This window comes from Streptomyces sp. NPDC058758, from assembly GCF_042746075.1.
GTDB lineage: Bacteria > Actinomycetota > Actinomycetes > Streptomycetales > Streptomycetaceae > Streptomyces.
Map to the genome: position 1 here is coordinate 23479 of NZ_JBHYPS010000018.1, position 17008 is coordinate 40486.

13 protein-coding genes are annotated in these 17008 nt (G+C 75.4%); 11 read left to right on the plus strand and 2 right to left on the minus strand.

All coding sequences use genetic code 11. From position 1 onward, the window contains the following. The first annotated feature begins 245 nt into the window (after positions 1-245). From ACFW6A_RS21470 to ACFW6A_RS21510, 9 genes are all read left to right on the plus strand, one after another. A complete protein-coding gene (locus ACFW6A_RS21470; RefSeq protein ID WP_351846190.1) occupies positions 246-1364 on the plus strand; it encodes an inositol-3-phosphate synthase in 1119 nt (372 codons plus the stop codon). Positions 1365-1525: 161 nt separating this feature from the next. Next, complete coding sequence (locus ACFW6A_RS21475) at positions 1526-2617, plus strand: SCO3242 family prenyltransferase (protein WP_386642053.1); 1092 nt, start codon at positions 1526-1528, stop codon at positions 2615-2617. After that, on the plus strand, positions 2614-3480 hold the full coding sequence (locus ACFW6A_RS21480; protein ID WP_351846192.1) for a sugar phosphate isomerase/epimerase family protein: 867 nt from the start codon (positions 2614-2616) through the stop codon (positions 3478-3480). The genes ACFW6A_RS21475 and ACFW6A_RS21480 overlap by 4 nt, the downstream gene beginning before the upstream one ends. Continuing rightward, on the plus strand, positions 3474-4118 hold the full coding sequence (locus ACFW6A_RS21485; protein ID WP_351846195.1) for an EboA domain-containing protein: 645 nt from the start codon (positions 3474-3476) through the stop codon (positions 4116-4118). The genes ACFW6A_RS21480 and ACFW6A_RS21485 overlap by 7 nt, the downstream gene beginning before the upstream one ends. Continuing rightward, positions 4118-4966 (plus strand): TatD family hydrolase, encoded by an 849-nt coding sequence (locus ACFW6A_RS21490; protein WP_351846198.1) that lies wholly within the window; start codon positions 4118-4120, stop codon positions 4964-4966. Before ACFW6A_RS21485 ends, ACFW6A_RS21490 begins: the two co-directional genes overlap by 1 nt. Before the next feature lie 10 nt (positions 4967-4976). Beyond that, on the plus strand, positions 4977-6146 hold the full coding sequence (eboE, locus tag ACFW6A_RS21495; protein ID WP_351846200.1) for a metabolite traffic protein EboE: 1170 nt from the start codon (positions 4977-4979) through the stop codon (positions 6144-6146). Then, positions 6143-7546, plus strand: coding sequence for a nucleotide pyrophosphatase/phosphodiesterase family protein (locus ACFW6A_RS21500; protein ID WP_351846203.1), 1404 nt, complete (start codon positions 6143-6145; stop codon positions 7544-7546). The genes eboE and ACFW6A_RS21500 overlap by 4 nt, the downstream gene beginning before the upstream one ends. 126 nt (positions 7547-7672) lie before the next feature. After that, positions 7673-8833: a sugar phosphate isomerase/epimerase family protein gene (locus ACFW6A_RS21505; RefSeq protein WP_386486219.1), complete on the plus strand. Its 1161-nt coding sequence runs from the start codon at positions 7673-7675 to the stop codon at positions 8831-8833. Positions 8834-8874: 41 nt separating this feature from the next. Continuing rightward, entirely contained in the window at positions 8875-10998 is a 2124-nt protein-coding gene (locus ACFW6A_RS21510; protein ID WP_351846209.1) for a PQQ-dependent sugar dehydrogenase, read from the plus strand. On the opposite strand, the gene pcaB is transcribed toward ACFW6A_RS21510, so the two are convergent. Together pcaB and ACFW6A_RS21520 are read right to left on the minus strand one after the other, a co-directional pair. Continuing rightward, positions 10923-12512 carry a 3-carboxy-cis,cis-muconate cycloisomerase gene (pcaB, locus tag ACFW6A_RS21515; RefSeq protein ID WP_386642060.1) on the minus strand — a complete coding sequence of 530 codons (1590 nt, stop codon included), beginning with the start codon at positions 12510-12512 and terminating at the stop codon, positions 10923-10925. The genes ACFW6A_RS21510 and pcaB overlap by 76 nt on opposite strands. Beyond that, positions 12509-14530 (minus strand): FAD/NAD(P)-binding protein, encoded by a 2022-nt coding sequence (locus ACFW6A_RS21520; RefSeq protein WP_351846215.1) that lies wholly within the window; start codon positions 14528-14530, stop codon positions 12509-12511. Before ACFW6A_RS21520 ends, pcaB begins: the two co-directional genes overlap by 4 nt. Before the next feature lie 470 nt (positions 14531-15000). Here ACFW6A_RS21520 and ACFW6A_RS21525 point away from each other — a divergent pair, with 470 nt between their 5' ends. Together ACFW6A_RS21525 and ACFW6A_RS21530 are read left to right on the plus strand one after the other, a co-directional pair. Further along, a complete protein-coding gene (locus ACFW6A_RS21525) occupies positions 15001-15411 on the plus strand; it encodes a four-helix bundle copper-binding protein (RefSeq protein ID WP_351846218.1) in 411 nt (136 codons plus the stop codon). Between the two features lie 204 nt (positions 15412-15615). Beyond that, positions 15616-17001 carry an aspartate ammonia-lyase gene (locus tag ACFW6A_RS21530; RefSeq protein WP_386642065.1) on the plus strand — a complete coding sequence of 462 codons (1386 nt, stop codon included), beginning with the start codon at positions 15616-15618 and terminating at the stop codon, positions 16999-17001. The last annotated feature ends 7 nt before the right edge of the window (positions 17002-17008 follow it).

The following is a 17008-nucleotide window of genomic DNA, read 5'->3' on the forward strand; positions in this document are numbered from 1 at the left end:
CCTCGCACAGCGGGCCCGGAAGCGGACCCCTTCCCCGGCCCGCCCCCACCCGGACCGTCGGGACCGGGCAGGCCCTCTGGCACAGCGCCCCGCAGCACTCCGCAACCCCGCGCCCGGCCCCGCCCCCGCACCTCACCACCGGACGGCCCGCCGCACGCCGCCCGCACCGCTCAGGCGCCGCACCCCAACCCCGCACCCCCCAGCCCTCCACCCCACGCACCCAACGACCTGGCAGGAGGCAGCCCGTGACTGACACCCACGCACGCACCGGAGTCTGGTTCGCCGGAGCACGCGGCTCCGTGGCGACCACGGCCGTCGCCGGATGCGCCGCCGTCCGCGCCGGACTCCACCCGCCGACCGGCATGGTCACCGAGACCCCCGCGTTCGCCGGCGCCGGGCTGCCGTCCCTGGCCGCGCTCGTCTTCGGTGGCCACGACATCGTGTCCTGCCCGCTCCCCAAGCGCGCCGAACAGCTGACCGGCGCCGGCGTGCTCCCGCACGGTCTCGCCGCCGCCGTCCACGCCGAACTCGCCGCGGCCGACGAGGAGATACGCACCGGCGGCCCCCTCCCGGACGACTCCCGCACCGACGCCGAACTCGTCGCCGACCTCGCCGCCGACCTCGTGTCCTTCCGGGACCGCCACGCACTGGCACGCGTGGTCGTCGTCAACGTCTCCTGCACGGAGCCCCCACCCGCACCCGACGCCGAACGCCTGCCGCCCAGCTCCCTCTACGCCGCCGCGGCCCTGCGGGCCGGCTGCCCGTACGTCGACTTCACCCCGTCCACCGGGCTGCGCACCCCGGACCTCACGGCCGCCGCGACCGCGGCGGGACTGCCCCACGCGGGCCGCGACGGCAAGACCGGCCAGACGCTGCTGCGCTCCGTGCTCGCCCCGATGTTCGTCCAGCGGGCCCTGGACGTGCGGGCCTGGTCCGGCACCAACCTGCTGGGCGGCGGGGACGGGGCGACGCTGGCCGACCCCGCCGCCGCGGCGGCGAAGAACGCCGGCAAGGAACGCGTCCTCACGGAAACGCTCGGCCACCGGCCCGAGGGCCGGGTCCACATCGACGACGTCCCCGCGCTCGGCGACTGGAAGACGGCCTGGGACCACATCGCCTTCGAGGGTTTCCTCGGATCGCGGATGGTCCTCCAGACCATCTGGCAGGGCTGCGACTCCGCACTCGCCGCACCCCTCGTCCTCGACCTGGCCCGCCTGGTCGCCCGCGCCCACGAAGCCGGGATCTCCGGGCCGCTGCCGGAGCTCGGTTTCTACTTCAAGGACCCGGACGGCGGGCCCGCAGGCCTCGCGGACCAGTCCGCCGCGCTGCTGGCCTTCGCCGACCGACTGCGGGAGGCGAAGTGACCCGCCCCGCCCACCCGGGCCGCCCTGGACGGACCGCCCCCGCTCCCGAGCAGCACCACGGCCGCACGCCCGCCCCCGGCCCCGCGTCTTGCTCCGCACTCGCACCCACCCCCGCACCCACCCCCGCATCCGCGTCCGGTCCCGCATCCGGCCCCGGGCCCGTGCCCCCGCCCGGCTCCGTACCGGTCGTCGGCTCCGCGCTGCCCCTCGGTCCCGTACCGGCCGCAGGCTCCGCACCGGCCCTCGGTTCCGCGCCGTCGCCCGGGCCCGGTCTCGCGCCGGACGGCGGGCGGGGCCGGGCCTGGGCCGAACTGCTGCGCGTCTCCGCGCTGTTCAGCGTGCCCGGGGACGCGCTGGCCGGCGCCGCGGCCCTCGGCGTGAAGCCCGGTCGGGGGACGGCGTACGCGGTCGGTGCGTCGCTCTGCCTGTACGAGGCGGGCATGGCGCTCAACGACTGGGCCGACCGCGAGGAGGACGCCGTCGACCGCCCCCACCGGCCCCTGCCCTCCGGCCGGATCGCCCCGGCCGCGGCGCTGGGCGCGGCCGGCCTCCTGACCGCCGCCGGCCTCGCCCTCGCCTCCCGGGCCGGCCGCCCGGCCCTCGCCGTGGCCACCGCCCTGGCCGGCACGGTGTGGGCCTACGACCTCCGCCTCAAGCACACGCCCGCCGCCCCCGCCGCCATGGCCGCCGCCCGCGCCCTCGACCTCGTCCTGGGCGCGGCGGCCACGGGCCCCGCACGGAGACGGCCCGCCGTCCCGGCGTCCGCCCGCCGCGCCCCCGGCCCCGGCCTCACGGCACATGTCGCGCGACGCGGGGCGGTGGCGGCCCGCACCGAACTCCGGGTCGCGGCGTCCGCGGGCGCGCTCGCCCTCCACACGTACGCCGTCACCGCCGTCTCCCGGCACGAGGCGCACGGCGGTTCGACGCTCGCCCCGCTCGGGGCCCTCGCCGCGACCTCCGCGCTCGGGGCCGCCACCGCCCTCGGCGCGCTCCGCGAGCCGGCCGGCGCGGCGGCGCTGGCACCGCTGCTGCCCGCCGCCCTGTACGCCCGCACCACCGCCCCGCCCCTGCTCCACGCCGCGCTCAACCCGTCCCCGCCCCTCACGCGGCACGCCGTCGGCTGCGGGATCCGCGCCATGATCCCGCTCCAGGCCGCGCTCGCGGCCCGGGCCGGCGCGGTCGGCACCGGGCTCGGCCTGCTCGGGCTCGCCCCCCTCGCCCGCACCCTCGCACGGAAGGTGAGCGCCACATGAGCGCACGGCAGCGACTCCGCCTCGGGTACGGCACCAACGGCCTCACCGACCTCCGTCTCGACGACGCCCTCGGGCTGCTCGCCGACCTGGGCTACGACGGCGTCGGGCTCACGCTCGACCACATGCACCTGGACCCGCTCGCACCCGGCCTCGCCACCCGTACCGCCCGGGTCGCCCGCCGGCTCGGCGCGCTCGGACTCACCGCGACCGTCGAGACGGGGGCCCGGTACGTACTCGACCCGCGCCGCAAGCACGGCCCCTCCCTGCTCGACGCCGACCCGGGGGACCGGGCCGCCCGGGCCCGGCTGCTCCGCACGGCGGTTGGGGTGGCGGCGGACCTCGGCGCGCACGCCGTCCACTGCTTCAGCGGCGTCACCCCGCCGGGCACCGACGACACCACGGCCTGGCGGCGCCTGACGGAGGCGCTGGCCCCCGTGCTCGACGCCGCCGCCGGCGCGGGCGTGCCGCTCGCGATCGAACCCGAGCCGGGACACCTCCTCGCCACCCTCGACGACTTCCACCGGCTGCGCACCGCGCTCGGCGACCCCGAGCCCCTCGGCCTCACCCTCGACATCGGCCACTGCCAGTGCCTGGAAGCGGCGCCGCCCGCCGCGTGCGTCCGGGCGGCGGCACCCTGGCTGCGCCACGTGCAGATCGAGGACATGCGGCGCGGCGTGCACGAGCACCTGCCGTTCGGCGAGGGCGAGATCGACTTCCCGCCCGTCCTCGACGCCCTCGCCGCCGTCGGCTACCGGGGCCTCACCGTCGTCGAACTGCCCCGCCACGCACACGCCGGCCCGCGCCTGGCCGCGGAGTCCGCCGCGTTCCTGCGGGCCGCGGCGAAGGAAGTGTCCGCATGCTGACGCCGCCACCGGCCCGGACCCGCGCGGACATCGCGGCCCGGCTGCCCGACGACCACGCCCGCGCCTGGCTCGCCGAGGCCCTCGCCGACGCCGCCCGAGCGGCCGCGGCGCCGGGCACCCGGACCGCACCGGAGCCAGCGCCCCCCGCCTGGCAGCTGCGCTTCGTCACCGCCGGCCGGCACTGCGGCCAGGACGCCGCCGACGCCGTACGGACCCTGCTGCTGACCGAGGCCCGGGCCGGTACGGAGACGCTGACCCGCCTCTACCGGGAAGGCAGCGCCGCCGAGCGCCGCGCGGTCCTCCTCGCCCTGCCCTCCCTCGTCGACGGCCCGCAGGCCGTCCCCCTCGTGGACGACGCCCTGCGCACCCACGACACCGGGCTGATCGCCGCCGCCGTCGGCCCCTACGCCGCCTCCCACCTGGCCCCGCACGCCTGGCGCCACGCCGTCCTGAAGTGCCTCTTCACCGGCGTCCCGCTGAGCGCCGTGACCGACCTGGCGCGGCGGGCGGCCGGCGACGCGGAACTCGCCCGCATGCTCACCGCCCTCGCCGCCGAACGCACGGCGGCGGGCCGCGACCTCCCCCGGGACCTCCGCCACGCCCTGACCCTGACCGGCGCACCGACCGAGGAGCCGTGATGCGCATCTTCGACCCGCACATCCACATGACGTCGCGCACCACCGACGACTACGAGGCGATGTACGCGGCGGGCGTCCGCGCCGTGGTCGAACCGGCCTTCTGGCTGGGCCAGCCGCGCACCTCGCCGGCCAGCTTCCTCGACTACTTCGACGCGCTGCTCGGCTGGGAGCCCTTCCGCGCCGCCCAGTACGGCATCGCCCACCACTGCGCGATCGCCCTCAACCCCAAGGAGGCCAACGACCCGCGCTGCACGCCCGTCCTCGACGAACTGCCCCGCTACCTCGTCAAGGACTCCGTCGTCGCCGTCGGCGAGATCGGCTACGACGCGATGACCCCCGCCGAGGACACCGCCCTCGCCGCCCAGCTCCAGCTCGCCGCCGACCACGGCCTGCCCGCCCTCGTCCACACCCCGCACCGGGACAAGCTCGCCGGACTCCACCGGACCCTCGACGTCGTCCGCGAGTCGGCCCTGCCCGTCGAGCGGACCCTCCTGGACCACCTCAACGAGACGACCGTCGCCGCCGCCGCGGACAGCGGCTGCTGGCTCGGCTTCTCCGTCTACCCCGACACCAAGATGGACCCCGACCGCATGGTGGCCGTCCTGCGCACCTTCGGCACCGAGAGGATCCTCGTGAACTCGGCCGCCGACTGGGGCAGGAGCGACCCGCTGAAGACCCGCGAGGTCGCCGACGCCATGCTCGCCGCCGGCTTCACCGACGACGACGTCGACCGGGTCCTGTGGCGCAACCCCGTCGCCTTCTACGGACTCGGCGGCCGTCTCCGGCTCGACGTCGCCGCACCGGGCGCCCTTCACGAGGGCAACTCCGTGCTGCGCGGCGGGGAATGAGGAGGGACCCGTGCGCTTCCGCCACCCGGACGGCACCCTCGTCCACCTCTCCTACTGCACCAACGTCCACCCCGCCGAGACCCTCGACGGCGTCCTCGCCCAGCTCCGCGACCACTGCGAGCCGGTGCGCCGGCGCCTCGGCCGCGACCGGCTCGGCATCGGCCTCTGGCTCGCCAAGGACGCCGTCCACGCCCTGGCCGCCGACCCGGCGGCGCTGCGCGGGCTCCAGACCGAGCTGGACCGCCGCGGCCTCGAAGTCGTCACCCTCAACGGCTTCCCCTACGAGGGCTTCGGCGCCGAGGCCGTCAAGCACCGCGTCTACCGCCCCGACTGGACGGACCCGGAGCGCCTCGCCCACACCACCGACCTCGCCCGCCTCCTCGCCGCCCTGCTCCCCGACGACGTCACCGAGGGAAGCGTCTCCACCCTGCCGCTCGCCTGGCGCACCGGCTTCGACGAGCGCGCCGCCACCACCGCCCGAGCCGCCCTCACCACCCTGACGGAACGGCTCGACGCCCTGGAGGAACTGACCGGCAAGTCCGTCCGCGTCGCCCTCGAACCCGAACCGGGCTGCGTGGTGGAGACCACCGCCGACGCCATCGGACCGCTCACCGCCCTGCCCGGCGACCGCGTCGGCGTCTGCGTCGACACCTGCCACCTCGCGACCTCCTTCGAGGACCCGGCCACGGCGCTCGCCGCACTCGACGCCGCCGGCGTCCGCGTCCCCAAGGCCCAGCTCTCCACCGCCCTGCACGCCGAGGAACCCCACCGCCCCGACGTACGCGCGGCGCTCGCCGCCTACGCCGAGCCGCGCTTCCTGCACCAGACCCGCACGGCCACCCCCGCGGGCCTGCGCGGCACCGACGACCTGCCCGAAGCGCTCACGGGGGACGCCCTGCCCGGCACGGCCCCCTGGCGCGCCCACTTCCACGTCCCCCTGCACGTCCCGCCCGCCCCGCCGCTCACCTCCACGCTCCCCGTCCTCGAGGACGCCCTGGCCCTCCTGGTCGGCGGCGCCCGCCCCCTGACCCGCCACCTGGAGGTCGAGACGTACACCTGGCAGGCGCTCCCGCCCGGCGCGCGCCCCCGCACCCGCGGCCGCCTCGCCGACGGCATCGCCGCCGAACTCACCCTCGCCCGCGACCTGCTCACCGACCTCGGCCTGAAGGAACTCCCGTGACCGACGCGCAGCCCCCGGCCGGCGACCGCCCCACCCCCCTCCTCGTCCTCGACGTCGTCGGCCTCACCCCCCGCCTCCTGGACCACATGCCCCGCCTCCGCGCCCTCGCCGACTCCGGCTCGCGGGCGCCGCTGTCCACCGTGCTGCCCGCCGTCACCTGCGCCGCCCAGTCCACCTTCCTCACCGGCACCCTCCCCGCCGAGCACGGCATCGTCGGCAACGGCTGGTACTTCCGCGAACTCGGCGACGTCCTGCTGTGGCGCCAGCACAACGGCCTGGTGGCCGGTGACAAGATCTGGGACGCCGCCCGCCGAGCCCACCCCGGCTACACCGTCGCCAACATCTGCTGGTGGTACGCGATGGGCGCCGACACCGACATCACCGTCACCCCCCGCCCCGTCTACTACGCCGACGGACGCAAGGAACCCGACTGCTACACCCGACCTCCCGCCCTCCACGACGAACTCACCGCCCTCTTCGGCACGTTCCCCCTCTTCCGGTTCTGGGGGCCGGGCGCCTCCCTCGCCTCCAGCCGGTGGATCGCGGACGCCACCCGCCACGTCATGCGCACCCGCCGCCCCGACCTGACGCTCTGCTACCTCCCGCACCTCGACTACGACCTCCAGCGGTACGGCCCCGACGACCCCCGCTCGCTCCGCGCGGCCGCCGAACTCGACGCGGTCGTGGGCCCGCTGCTCGACGACGCCCGCGCCGAGGGCCGCACGGTCGTCGCCCTGTCCGAGTACGGGATCACCCCCGTCAGCCGCCCCGTCGACGTCAACCGCGCCCTGCGGCGCGCCGGGCTCCTCGACGTCCACACCCAGGACGGCATGGAGTACCTCGACCCGATGGCCTCCCGGGCCTTCGCCGTCGCCGACCACCAGATCGCCCACGTCTACGTCCGCCGCCCCGAGGACCTCGCGGCCGCCCGCGCCGTCCTTGAGGACCTGCCCGGCGTCGAGCGGCTCCTCGACGACGAGGGAAAGAAGGCGCATGGCCTCGACCACCCCCGCTCCGGCGAACTCGTCGCCGTCGCCGAACCCGACGCCTGGTTCACGTACTACTACTGGCTGGACGACGCGCGCGCCCCCGACTTCGCCCGGCTCGTGGAGATCCACCGCAAGCCCGGCTACGACCCGGCCGAACTGTTCATGGACCCCGAGGACCCCTACGTACGGCTCAAGGCCGCGGCCGCCGTGGCCCGCAAGAAGGCCGGCCTGCGCTACCGCGTCGCGGTCGTCCCCCTGGACCCCTCGCCCGTCCGCGGCAGCCACGGCCGGCCGCCCGCGAGCGACGCGGACGGCCCGCTCGTCCTCTGCTCGACCCCCGGCGCCCTGTCCGGCCGCACCGCGGCCACCGAGGTGAAGCCGCTCCTCCTGCGGCTCGCCGGCCTCGCCTGAGGCGACGCGCCGCTCCCCGTACCGCCCCCCACCCCGCTCCGCCGCTCGCCCCCGCGCGTTCCGGCGCGCCCGAAACGCGCCCGCACCCCCGTACCCCGTCACCACGAAAGCGAGAACACCGTGACCGTGTCCCCCGAAGAGACCACCGCCGGCGACGAGCTGCGCCGCACCCTCGGCGTCAGCCGCCGCCGCTTCCTCAGCACCTGCACGGCCACCGCGGCCGTGGCGATCGCCGCCCCCGTCTTCGGCTCCTCGCCCGCCCTGGCCCGGACCCGGGCCGAGTCCGAGCCGGCCGGCGACCGCGGCCGCTCCGCCCTCGTCCCGCCGGACAAGCGCGGACTGATCCTCTACACCGTCCGGGACGCGGTGGCCCGCGATCCGCTCGCCTCCGACCTGCCGTCCGGCTTCCGCGAGGTGTTCCGGCAGCTGTCCCGGTACGGCTACCGGCAGGTGGAGTTCGCCGGATACCGCCAGCACGCCAACGCCCCCGGCGGCGCGGACCTCGGCACCGTCGAGGGCGCCCGGCTGATGCGCTCCTGGCTCGACGAGTACGGGCTGCGCGCCCAGGGCAGCCACGGCTTCATCCCGGCCTCCTGGCCCCTCACCCCTGCCGACCTGGACGCCTTCCGCCGCGCCCTGGAGATCGCGAACATCCTCGGCATGGAGCACATGGGCACCGGCGGCGACCCCACCAACAGCCCCTACCGCGCCGACTGGGACACCGCCGCCGACAAGTGGAACACCCTCGGCGCCCTCGCCGCCCGGGAGGGGATCAAGCTCTACACCCACAACCACGACAGCGCCTACGACTTCCTCCTCGACGGCGGCCCGCTCGACGCCCAGGGCCGGCCGACCCGCAGCTCCGGCATCCGAAAGCTGGAGTACTTCCTCCAGGTCAGCGACCCCAGGAGCGTCTACCTGGAGCTGGACGTCTTCTGGGCCCACGTGGCCCAGTACAAGTTCCCCACCTACACCGCCCACGACGGCTCGCGGCAGGAGCAGATCTTCGACCCGGCCGGGCTGGTGGTCCGCCACACGCCCCGCTTCCCGCTCTTCCACGCCAAGGACGGCGTGATCAACCCGCAGAGCGGCATGGGCTACGACATGGTGCCGTTCGGCACCGGCGACATCGACTACCGGCGGTTCTTCACCCGCGTCGGGGCGAAGAACCGCCACCACCCGATGGTCGAACAGGACACCGCCCCGAGCGCCACCGTCCCCGGCCAGTCGCTGGAGTACGCCCGCGTCGGCTACGACAACCTCGCCGCCCTCCGCGCCCACCGCTGACCACGACGCACCGCCCCGAACCAGTAGCGAAGGAGTTCCGCGTGCGCAACAGACGGATCGTCACCCTCCTGGGCACGGCGGCGCTGGCCGGCGCCATCGGGCTGCTGCCCCTGACCCCGGTCCAGGCCACCACCGCGCCGGACGCGGCCCCACCCGCCGCGCCGGCCTTCCAGAAGGTCACCCTCAACGACCGGCCGGGCGAACCCATGGCCCTCGCCGTCCTGCCCGACCTGCGCGTCCTGCACACCGCGCGCACCGGCGAGATCCGCATCCACGACCCGAAGAGCGGCGTGAACTTCCTCGCCGCCGACATGAAGAAGAGCCCCGCCGGGCTCTACCAGCACGACGAGGAGGGCGTCCAGGGCATCGCCGTCGACCCCGACTTCGCCAGGAACCACTGGGTCTACCTCTACTACTCGCCCCGCCTCGCCACCCCCATGGACGACCCGTCCACCCCCGGCGTCAACGAGGGCGACGCCCCGCAGACCGGCACCCCCGCCGACTTCGCCCCGTACAAGGGCCACACCCGGCTCTCCCGGTTCAAGCTCACCGGCAACACGCTGGACTACGCCTCCGAGCAGAAGATCATCGACATCCCCGCCGACCGCGGCCTCTGCTGCCACGTCGGCGGCAAGATCGACTTCGACCACCGGGGCAACCTGTTCCTGTCGACCGGCGACGACTCCAACCCCTTCTCCTCCGACGGCTACGCCCCGATCGACGACCGCCCCGACCGCAACCCCGCCTACGACGCCCGCCGCACCTCGGGCAACACCGACGACCTGCGCGGCAAGGTGCTCCGCATCAAGGTCAAGCGCCACGGCGGCTACACGATCCCCGACGGCAACCTCTTCGCCCCCGGCACCCCGAAGACCCGCCCCGAGATCTACGCCATGGGCCTGCGCAACCCCTTCCGCTTCGGGGTGGACAAGCGGACCGGTGAGGTCTACGTCGGCGACTACTCGCCCGACGCCCGCACCGCCCGCCCGGACCGGGGCCCCGCCGGGCAGGGCCGCTGGATGGTCATCGACCGCCCCGCCAACTACGGCTGGCCGTTCTGCGTGACCCGCGACCAGCCGTACCAGGACTACGACTTCGCCACGCAGAAGTCCGCCGGGGCCTTCGACTGCGCCGCCCCGGTCAACGACTCGCGCCACAACACCGGCCTGACCGAGCTGCCGCCCGTCACGGACGCCGAGATCGTCTACGGCTACGACGCCTCCGCGCAGTTCCCGCAGCTCGGCACGGGCGGCATCGGCCCCATGGGCGGCCCGGCCTACCGCTACGACAAGCGCAACACCGCCGAGAACCGCTGGCCCGCCTCCCTCGCCGGCAAGCCCCTCTTCTACGAGTGGACCCGCGACCAGATGAAGGCCCTCACCCTCGGCAGGCGCAACGAGGTGCTGGCGATCGAGGACGCCGTCCCCGGGATCCGGACGGACGGCCCGATCGACGCGGAGTTCGGACCCGACGGCGCGCTCTACGTCCTGGAGTACGGCACCGGCTACTTCGCGGAACTGCCCGAGGCCCAGCTCTCCCGCATCGACTACGTCCGGGGCAACCGCACGCCCGAACCCAAGGCCGCCGCGGACGTGGTCAACGGCACCAACCCGCTGACGGTGCGCTTCTCCGCCGCCGGCACCACGGACGCCGACGGGGACGCGCTCCGCTACGCGTGGGACTTCGACGCCGACGGCACCGTGGACTCCACCCTGCCCGACCCCACGCACACCTTCACGGCGAACGGTGTCTTCGAGGCCACCCTGAAGGTCACCGACAGCACCGGCCGCTCGGCCTCCACCGCCGTCCAGGTCGTCGTCGGCAACAAGGCGCCGGCCGTCTCCCTCACCACCGACCCCGCGCCGCACGGCGGCACCGCGTTCCACTGGGGCGACACCGTCACCTGGAAGGTCGACATCACCGACGACCAGCCGGTCGACTGCTCCAAGGTCACCGTCTCGTTCATCCTCGGCCACGACTCCCACGGCCACCCGCTGTCGACGAGCACCGGCTGCTCGGGCTCCTTCCGGACGTTCGTGGACGGCGGCCACGCCGGCGCGGACAACCTGAAGGCCGTCTTCAACGCCTCCTACAAGGACACGCCCCCGCCGGGCCTCCCCTCGCTCTCGGGCAGCGCGGAAGTGGCCCTGACCCCGGCCGACTGACCCCCGCCCCCTCCACCCGGCCCCCGCCCGGACCCCTCCTCCGATCGGCGCGACGATCCGGAGGACGGCGTCCGGGCGGGGGCCGCCGTGGCGGCGGAGCCGTCCGGCGACGTGCCGAGGGCGCGGTCGACGAGCGGTCCGGCGGCGCCGGTGTAGCGGCCGGGGTCCAGCAGGCCGGCGAGTTCTCCGTCCTCGAACGCGTCGGCGAGCTCCGGGAGTTCGGAGAGGACGTCCTCCAGCGGGCGGTTCTCCCGGTCGGCGAGGACGGAGGCCCGGGTGAGGCACCGGCGGGCGGTCGCTTTGCCGATGCGGGGCGCGAGGACGGCGGCGAGGCGTTCCGTGACGACCTGGCCGCCGGTCAGGCGCAGGTTGGCACGCATCCGTTCCGGCCGCACCGTGAGCCCTTCCGCCAGCTCGACGGCGGTGTGCGCCGCGCCGCCCGTCAGGCGCAGGCATTCGCGCAGCAGCGTCCACTCGGCGTGCCAGGCGCCGCCGGACCGTTCGTCCTCGGTGGTCAGGCACTGCGTCAGTCCGGCCGCGAGCACCGGCACCTGGAGCGCGGCGGAGCGGATCAGCGTCGCCAGCACCGGATTGCGCTTGTGGGGCATGGCGGACGACGCGCCCCGGCCGGCCGGCGCGGGCTCGGAGGCCTCCGCGACCTCCGTGCGGACGAGAACCTGCACGTCCACGGCGAGTTTCCCGAGCGCCGCCGCCGTGTGGGAGAGCGCGGCGGCCAGGTCGGCGACCGGGGTCCGCAGCGCGTGCCACGGCAGGGCGGGCCGGGCAAGGCCCGTCTCCTGCGCGTACGCCGCGGTGAGCCGGTCCGCGTAGTCGCCCGGCGTCTCGCCGGGGATCTCTCCGTCGGCCTTCGCGTACTCCAGGTATCCGGCCAGCGTGCCGGCCGCGCCGCCGAGTGCCACCGGCAGTCCGTGGTCCAGGACCCGTTCCAGCCGCACCGCGGACTCCAGGACGAGCTGGCGCCATCCCGCCGCCTTGAGGCCGAAGGTGGTGGGCACCGCGTGCAGGGCGAGCGTGCGCCCGGCCATCGGCGTGTCCCGGTGCTCCCGCGCGAGAGCGGTCAGGGCGCCGGCCGTGCGGCGCAGGTCGGAGGTGATGAGCGGCAGAACGCGGGAGGCCACCAGCATGGTCCCGGTGTCGAGGATGTCCTGGCTGGTGGAGCCCCGGTGGACGTACTCGGCGGCGGCCGGGTCGTCCGCGGCGACGACGGCCGTGAGGGACCGCACCAGGCCCACCACCGGATTGGCCGTCTCCCGCGCGGCCAGCGCCAGCGCCCGGGCGTCCAGCCGCTCGGCGCGCGCGGCGGCGCCGATGGCCGCGGCGGCGGACGCGGGCAGCGTGCCCAGCCGCGCCTGCGCCCGGGCCAGGGCCGCCTCGGCGTCCAGCATCGCCTGTAGCCACGCCCGGTCCGAGGTCGCCGCCTCCACCGGGGTGCCCGCCCTGACCGGGGAGAGGAGCCCGGTGTCGATGCCGATGCTGGTGTCGGTGTCGTTCATGCCACTGTCTCCTCGGTGCGTGCGGGCTCGTGAGCGGGCCGGCCGGCGCGCTCGTCGGCGGGTGGGGCGGCGGGGCGCCCGGCGTGCCGGCCGCCGGCCAGCAGGCCCAGTACGGCGGCGGCGATCGCGTCGGAGTCCTCGACGGTGACCGAGCCGACGCCCGGCCTGATCCCGGCCGCCGTGACCCAGCGCACCGACTCGGTCGGCACGCCGTGGACGAACCGGCGCGGATGCGGCCGGCCCCGGTCGTCGAGCGGATGGAAGGGCCGCCCGGAGACCGCCACCCCGCCGGTCTCGTACGTCGTGCCGTGAGCACCGGGGATCCGGTACGGCACGTACCGGCCGGCCGTCAGCAGGTGGCGCATCAGCCGGTCGTCGGTGCGGCGCAGGTCCGGCTCGGGCAGCCGGGCCTCGATCAGCGCACCGGCGCGGTGCCGCTGCGCGGGTAACAGCCGGGAAGCCACCTCGAAGGCGCCGCCGGCGGAGCCGCCCGCGACGGTGCCGACGGTCAGGCCGGGGCCGAGGATCTCGACCGTGCCCGACTCGACGAGCGCGATGAGCTCCTCCGTCCGGGAGACGGGCGGTCCGATCGACAGGAAGGCGTTGAGCGGGGTGTACCAGCGCTCCAGCTCGTCCCGGTGGGAGGCGGCCTCCAGACCGCCGTGGTCGACGGCCAGCCGGATCTCGTTGCGCAGGTCGCGCAACACGTCGAGAGCCGCCTTGAGCGGGCCCCGAACGTTGCCCGCCCGGGCCTCGGCGACGTCCCGGCGCAGGTATTCCAGCAGCCAGGCCCGGTGCTCCTGCGCAGTCGCGAACTCCCTGTCCCCGCACGGCTCGGCGACGCGGTCCCAGTCCCAGCGCTCGGCGGGGGAGACGCCCGTCTCGTCGAGCAGCCGGTCCTTCTCCGCCGCCGTGTGCGCACGGGCCAGGAACCGCCGGGTGAAGGCCGCGGCCCCGGCCGGGCCCACCCGCCCGGCCAGCAGGGCGCCGTAGTACACGCTCTCCACCTCCGCCGCGATGAGCGGCCACAGGTGGCCGCGGAACCGGATCCACGCGCCCCGCTCGGCCAGCGCGCGCAGCTCCGCCGCCCTCTCCGCGGTCAGCAGCCGGGGCCGGTGCCGCCCGGACGCGCCCTTCTCGTTCTCGCCGCGGGAGTGGTACGGGATCCCGCGCCGGGACCCGGCGAGGATGCGCGGTTCCCGGCCGGAGGGACGGTAGGCGAGCCCCCGGGCCGTCCGCTCGAAGGAGCCGCCCCGGCCCGTGGTCAGACGGGCCACGTGGTCGAAGAAGTTGAGGCCGAGGCCGCGCAGGACGACGGTCTCGCCGGCCCCGATCCGGGAGTGGTCGGTGTCCGCCGGGTTGCAGGGCGGGACGTACACCAGACCGTGCTCGGCGGCGAAGGCGCCGAGCCGCGCCTCCTCCGCCGTGGCCCGCACCGGGACGTGGCCCTGTGCCAGCACCACCGCGTCGAGGCCGGAGAGCCGCCGGCCGTCGGCGAGCAGCAGCGTCTGCGGCCCGTCGAGGGCCTCCGAACCGTCGTCCAGCGCCACGGCGGTCGTCCGGTGCACCCGGATCTCCAGGTGCCCGGGAGCCCCCGCGACGAGCCTCCGGAACACCCAGTCCAGGTAGAAGCCGCAGAAGGCGCGGGTGGGGTAGGCGTTCGGGCCGAGGCGGCGGGCTTCCGCGAGGGCGGCCCCGCCCCGGTCTCCGGGCAGGGTGACCGCGCCGGCGGCGACCTCGCGGGCCCACGCGTAGAGGCTGGGGCCGTCGTCGACCGGGCCGGCCAGCTTCACGCTCGCGTCGGCGAACGCGGTGACCTGCGAGGCCACGGTGTTCATGAGCAGGTCGCGGGGCTGGTCGGTGCGCCACACCCGGCCCGGCCCCGGCGGGTACGGGTCGACGACATGGACCGTGACGCCGCTCGCGGGCGGGGACGCACGCGCCTGGGCGCAGAGTCGTTCGAGGACCGAAAGCCCCCGGGGCCCTGCCCCGACGACGGCGACGGATGCGGTGGTCATGTTCACGGGACTTCCCTCGACGGCGGAGACGGGAGAGGGCGACGGGAACCGAGGGCGCGGTGGGGGCCGGGTCGCGGGCGTGCGGGGACCGAAGACGGCCCCGAGGCCGAGCGGGGGTCGCCGGGGCTCGCCGATGGGGCACCTCCGCGGATCGCGGCGAGTGGAGACGCCGGATCAACGACCCACCGGGCCCTGTCGTCACGGCAGCCGGATCTCCGCCCTCCGCGCTCTGCCCCGGCCCGGAGGAGCGCGGGGTGCCCGCGCCCCGTTGATCGGCGGGGACACCGGGGAGAGAAGGAGCCGGTCGGCCGGTACGAGAGTGGGGCCGCGCGCGGCTTTCGGCGGGTTGCGCCGGCATGGAGGCGTTGCCGCCGGGCGCGACGGCGCCGAGGGGCGTTGGCTGGAAGGAGGACCCGGGACCCGTGAGGCGGACCGCTCCGGCCCGCCGGTCCCGGACGAAGGAGGCATCGATGTCCAGCACCGTCGAGGACATGCTCGCCACCTACCCCGCCGACCTCGGGGGAGTCGACCGGGAGAAGCTCACCCACTGCATCGAGCAGTGCATCGCCTGCGCACAGGCGTGTACGGCGTGCGCGGACGCCTGCCTGTCCGAAGGCATGGTCGGTGACCTGACCAAGTGCATCCGTACGGACATGGACTGCGCCGACATCTGCAACGCCACCGCGTCGGTCCTCTCACGGCACACCGGCTACGACGCCGACGTCACCCGCGCGGTCCTCCGGGCGTGCGCCACGGCCTGCAAGGCGTGCGGCGACGAGTGCGCCTCCCACGCGGACATGCACGCACACTGCCGCGTGTGCGCGGACGCCTGCCGCTCCTGCGAGCAGGCGTGCGACGCACTCCTCGGCGCCCTGGGCTGACCTGAGGTCCCGCACCGCGGGGAAAGGGCGGCACGCCGCCACCCCGACCCCCGCGCCACCGCCACGGCACGCTCACCCTCCCCTGTCCGACCCCACGGCATGTAACGTGTAGTACGAGTGGGACTTGAATCTTGCATCTGTAATGAAAGATACTCGGCATGGCTCGGTGCGGGCCGTTCGCCTACGAAGTGGGGAGCCCACGTGATGCGCAAGGAGCACGACCTGATCGGGGAAAGGGAGGTGGATCCCTCCGTGTACTGGGGGATCCACACGCTGCGCGCGTCGGAGAACTTCCCGCTCACGGGCATCGCCCTCTCGGCCCATCCCGAACTCGTCGTGGCCCTCGCCGGGGTGAAGGAGGCCGCCGCGCTGGCCCACCTGGACCTGGGGACGCTCCCGGAGGAGCGGGGCCGGGCCATCGTGCGTGCCTGCCGGGAGATCCGCGCGGGTCGCCTTCACGACCAGTTCGTGGTCGACGTCCTCCAGGGCGGCGCGGGCACGTCGGCGAACATGAACGCGAACGAGGTCATCGCCAACAGGGCCCTCGAACTCCTGGGCCGTCCCCGCGGCAGCTACGCGCACCTGCACCCCAACGACGACGTCAACCGCTCCCAGAGCACCAACGACGCCTACCCCACCGCCGCGAAGCTCGCCCTGTACACCGCCGCCGGGCGGCTGCTGGACGCGATGTCCGTGTTGCGCGACGCCTTCGCCGAGCGGGGGAAGGCGTTCGCCGGGACCGTCAAGCTCGGCCGTACTCAGCTGCAGGACGCCGTGCCCATGACGCTGGGGCAGGAGTTCGACGCGTTCGCCCTGACCGTGGACGACGACGTACGGCTGGTCCGCGACGCCTGCGACGCCCTCCTCGAGGTCAACCTGGGGGGAACGGCGATCGGTACGGGCCTCAACGCCGATGCCGGGTTCGCGGACCTGGCCGTGGCGCACCTCGCCGCCGTCTCGTCCGCGCCGGTCCGCTCCGCCCGTGACCGGGTGGAGAGCACGCAAGGGGTGGGCGCGTTCCTCCGCCTGTCCGGCGCGCTGAGGCAGTCCGCCCTGCGCCTGTCGAAGATCTGCAACGACCTTCGGCTCCTGGCCTCGGGGCCCCGCTCGGGGCTGGGCGAGATCAGGCTCCCGGAGCTGCAGGCGGGGTCGAGCATCATGCCCGGCAAGGTCAACCCGGTCGTTCCCGAGGCGGTCAACCAGGTCTGTTTCGACGTGGTGGGGGCGGATGCGGCGGTCTGCGCGGCGGCCCAGGCGGGACAGCTGCAGCTGAACGCCTTCGAACCCCTGATCGTCCACCACCTGCTCAACTCGGCCAATCGGCTGGACGCGGCGTGCGGGCTTCTCGCCGAGCGCTGCGTCGCGGGCATCGAGGCGAACGAGGACCACCTCCGGGTTCTCGTGGAGAACAGCCCCGGTCTCGCCACCGCTCTCAACCCGGTAATCGGTTACCAGCGGGCGACGGCCCTGGCCCGGCACTGCCAGGCGACCGGCGTGCCCGTCCGGGAACTCGCCTCTCGCGACGGGCTGCTCCCCGACGAGCAGCTCACGGCCCTGCTCGATCCACGGCACCTCGTCCGGCCGGTCTGAGCGAGGG

What these genes read in the sequence shown, in the direction of transcription:
- ACFW6A_RS21480 (WP_351846192.1), top strand. Translation starts at nt 2,614, where the DNA reads ATGAGCGCACGGCAGCGACTCCGCCTCGGGTACGGCACCAACGGCCTC.
- ACFW6A_RS21485 (WP_351846195.1), top strand. Translation starts at nt 3,474, where the DNA reads ATGCTGACGCCGCCACCGGCCCGGACCCGCGCGGACATCGCGGCCCGG.
- ACFW6A_RS21490 (WP_351846198.1), top strand. Translation starts at nt 4,118, where the DNA reads ATGCGCATCTTCGACCCGCACATCCACATGACGTCGCGCACCACCGAC.
- pcaB (WP_386642060.1), bottom strand. Translation starts at nt 12,512, where the DNA reads ATGAACGACACCGACACCAGCATCGGCATCGACACCGGGCTCCTCTCC.
- ACFW6A_RS21520 (WP_351846215.1), bottom strand. Translation starts at nt 14,530, where the DNA reads ATGACCACCGCATCCGTCGCCGTCGTCGGGGCAGGGCCCCGGGGGCTT.
- ACFW6A_RS21525 (WP_351846218.1), top strand. Translation starts at nt 15,001, where the DNA reads ATGTCCAGCACCGTCGAGGACATGCTCGCCACCTACCCCGCCGACCTC.
- ACFW6A_RS21530 (WP_386642065.1), top strand. Translation starts at nt 15,616, where the DNA reads ATGCGCAAGGAGCACGACCTGATCGGGGAAAGGGAGGTGGATCCCTCC.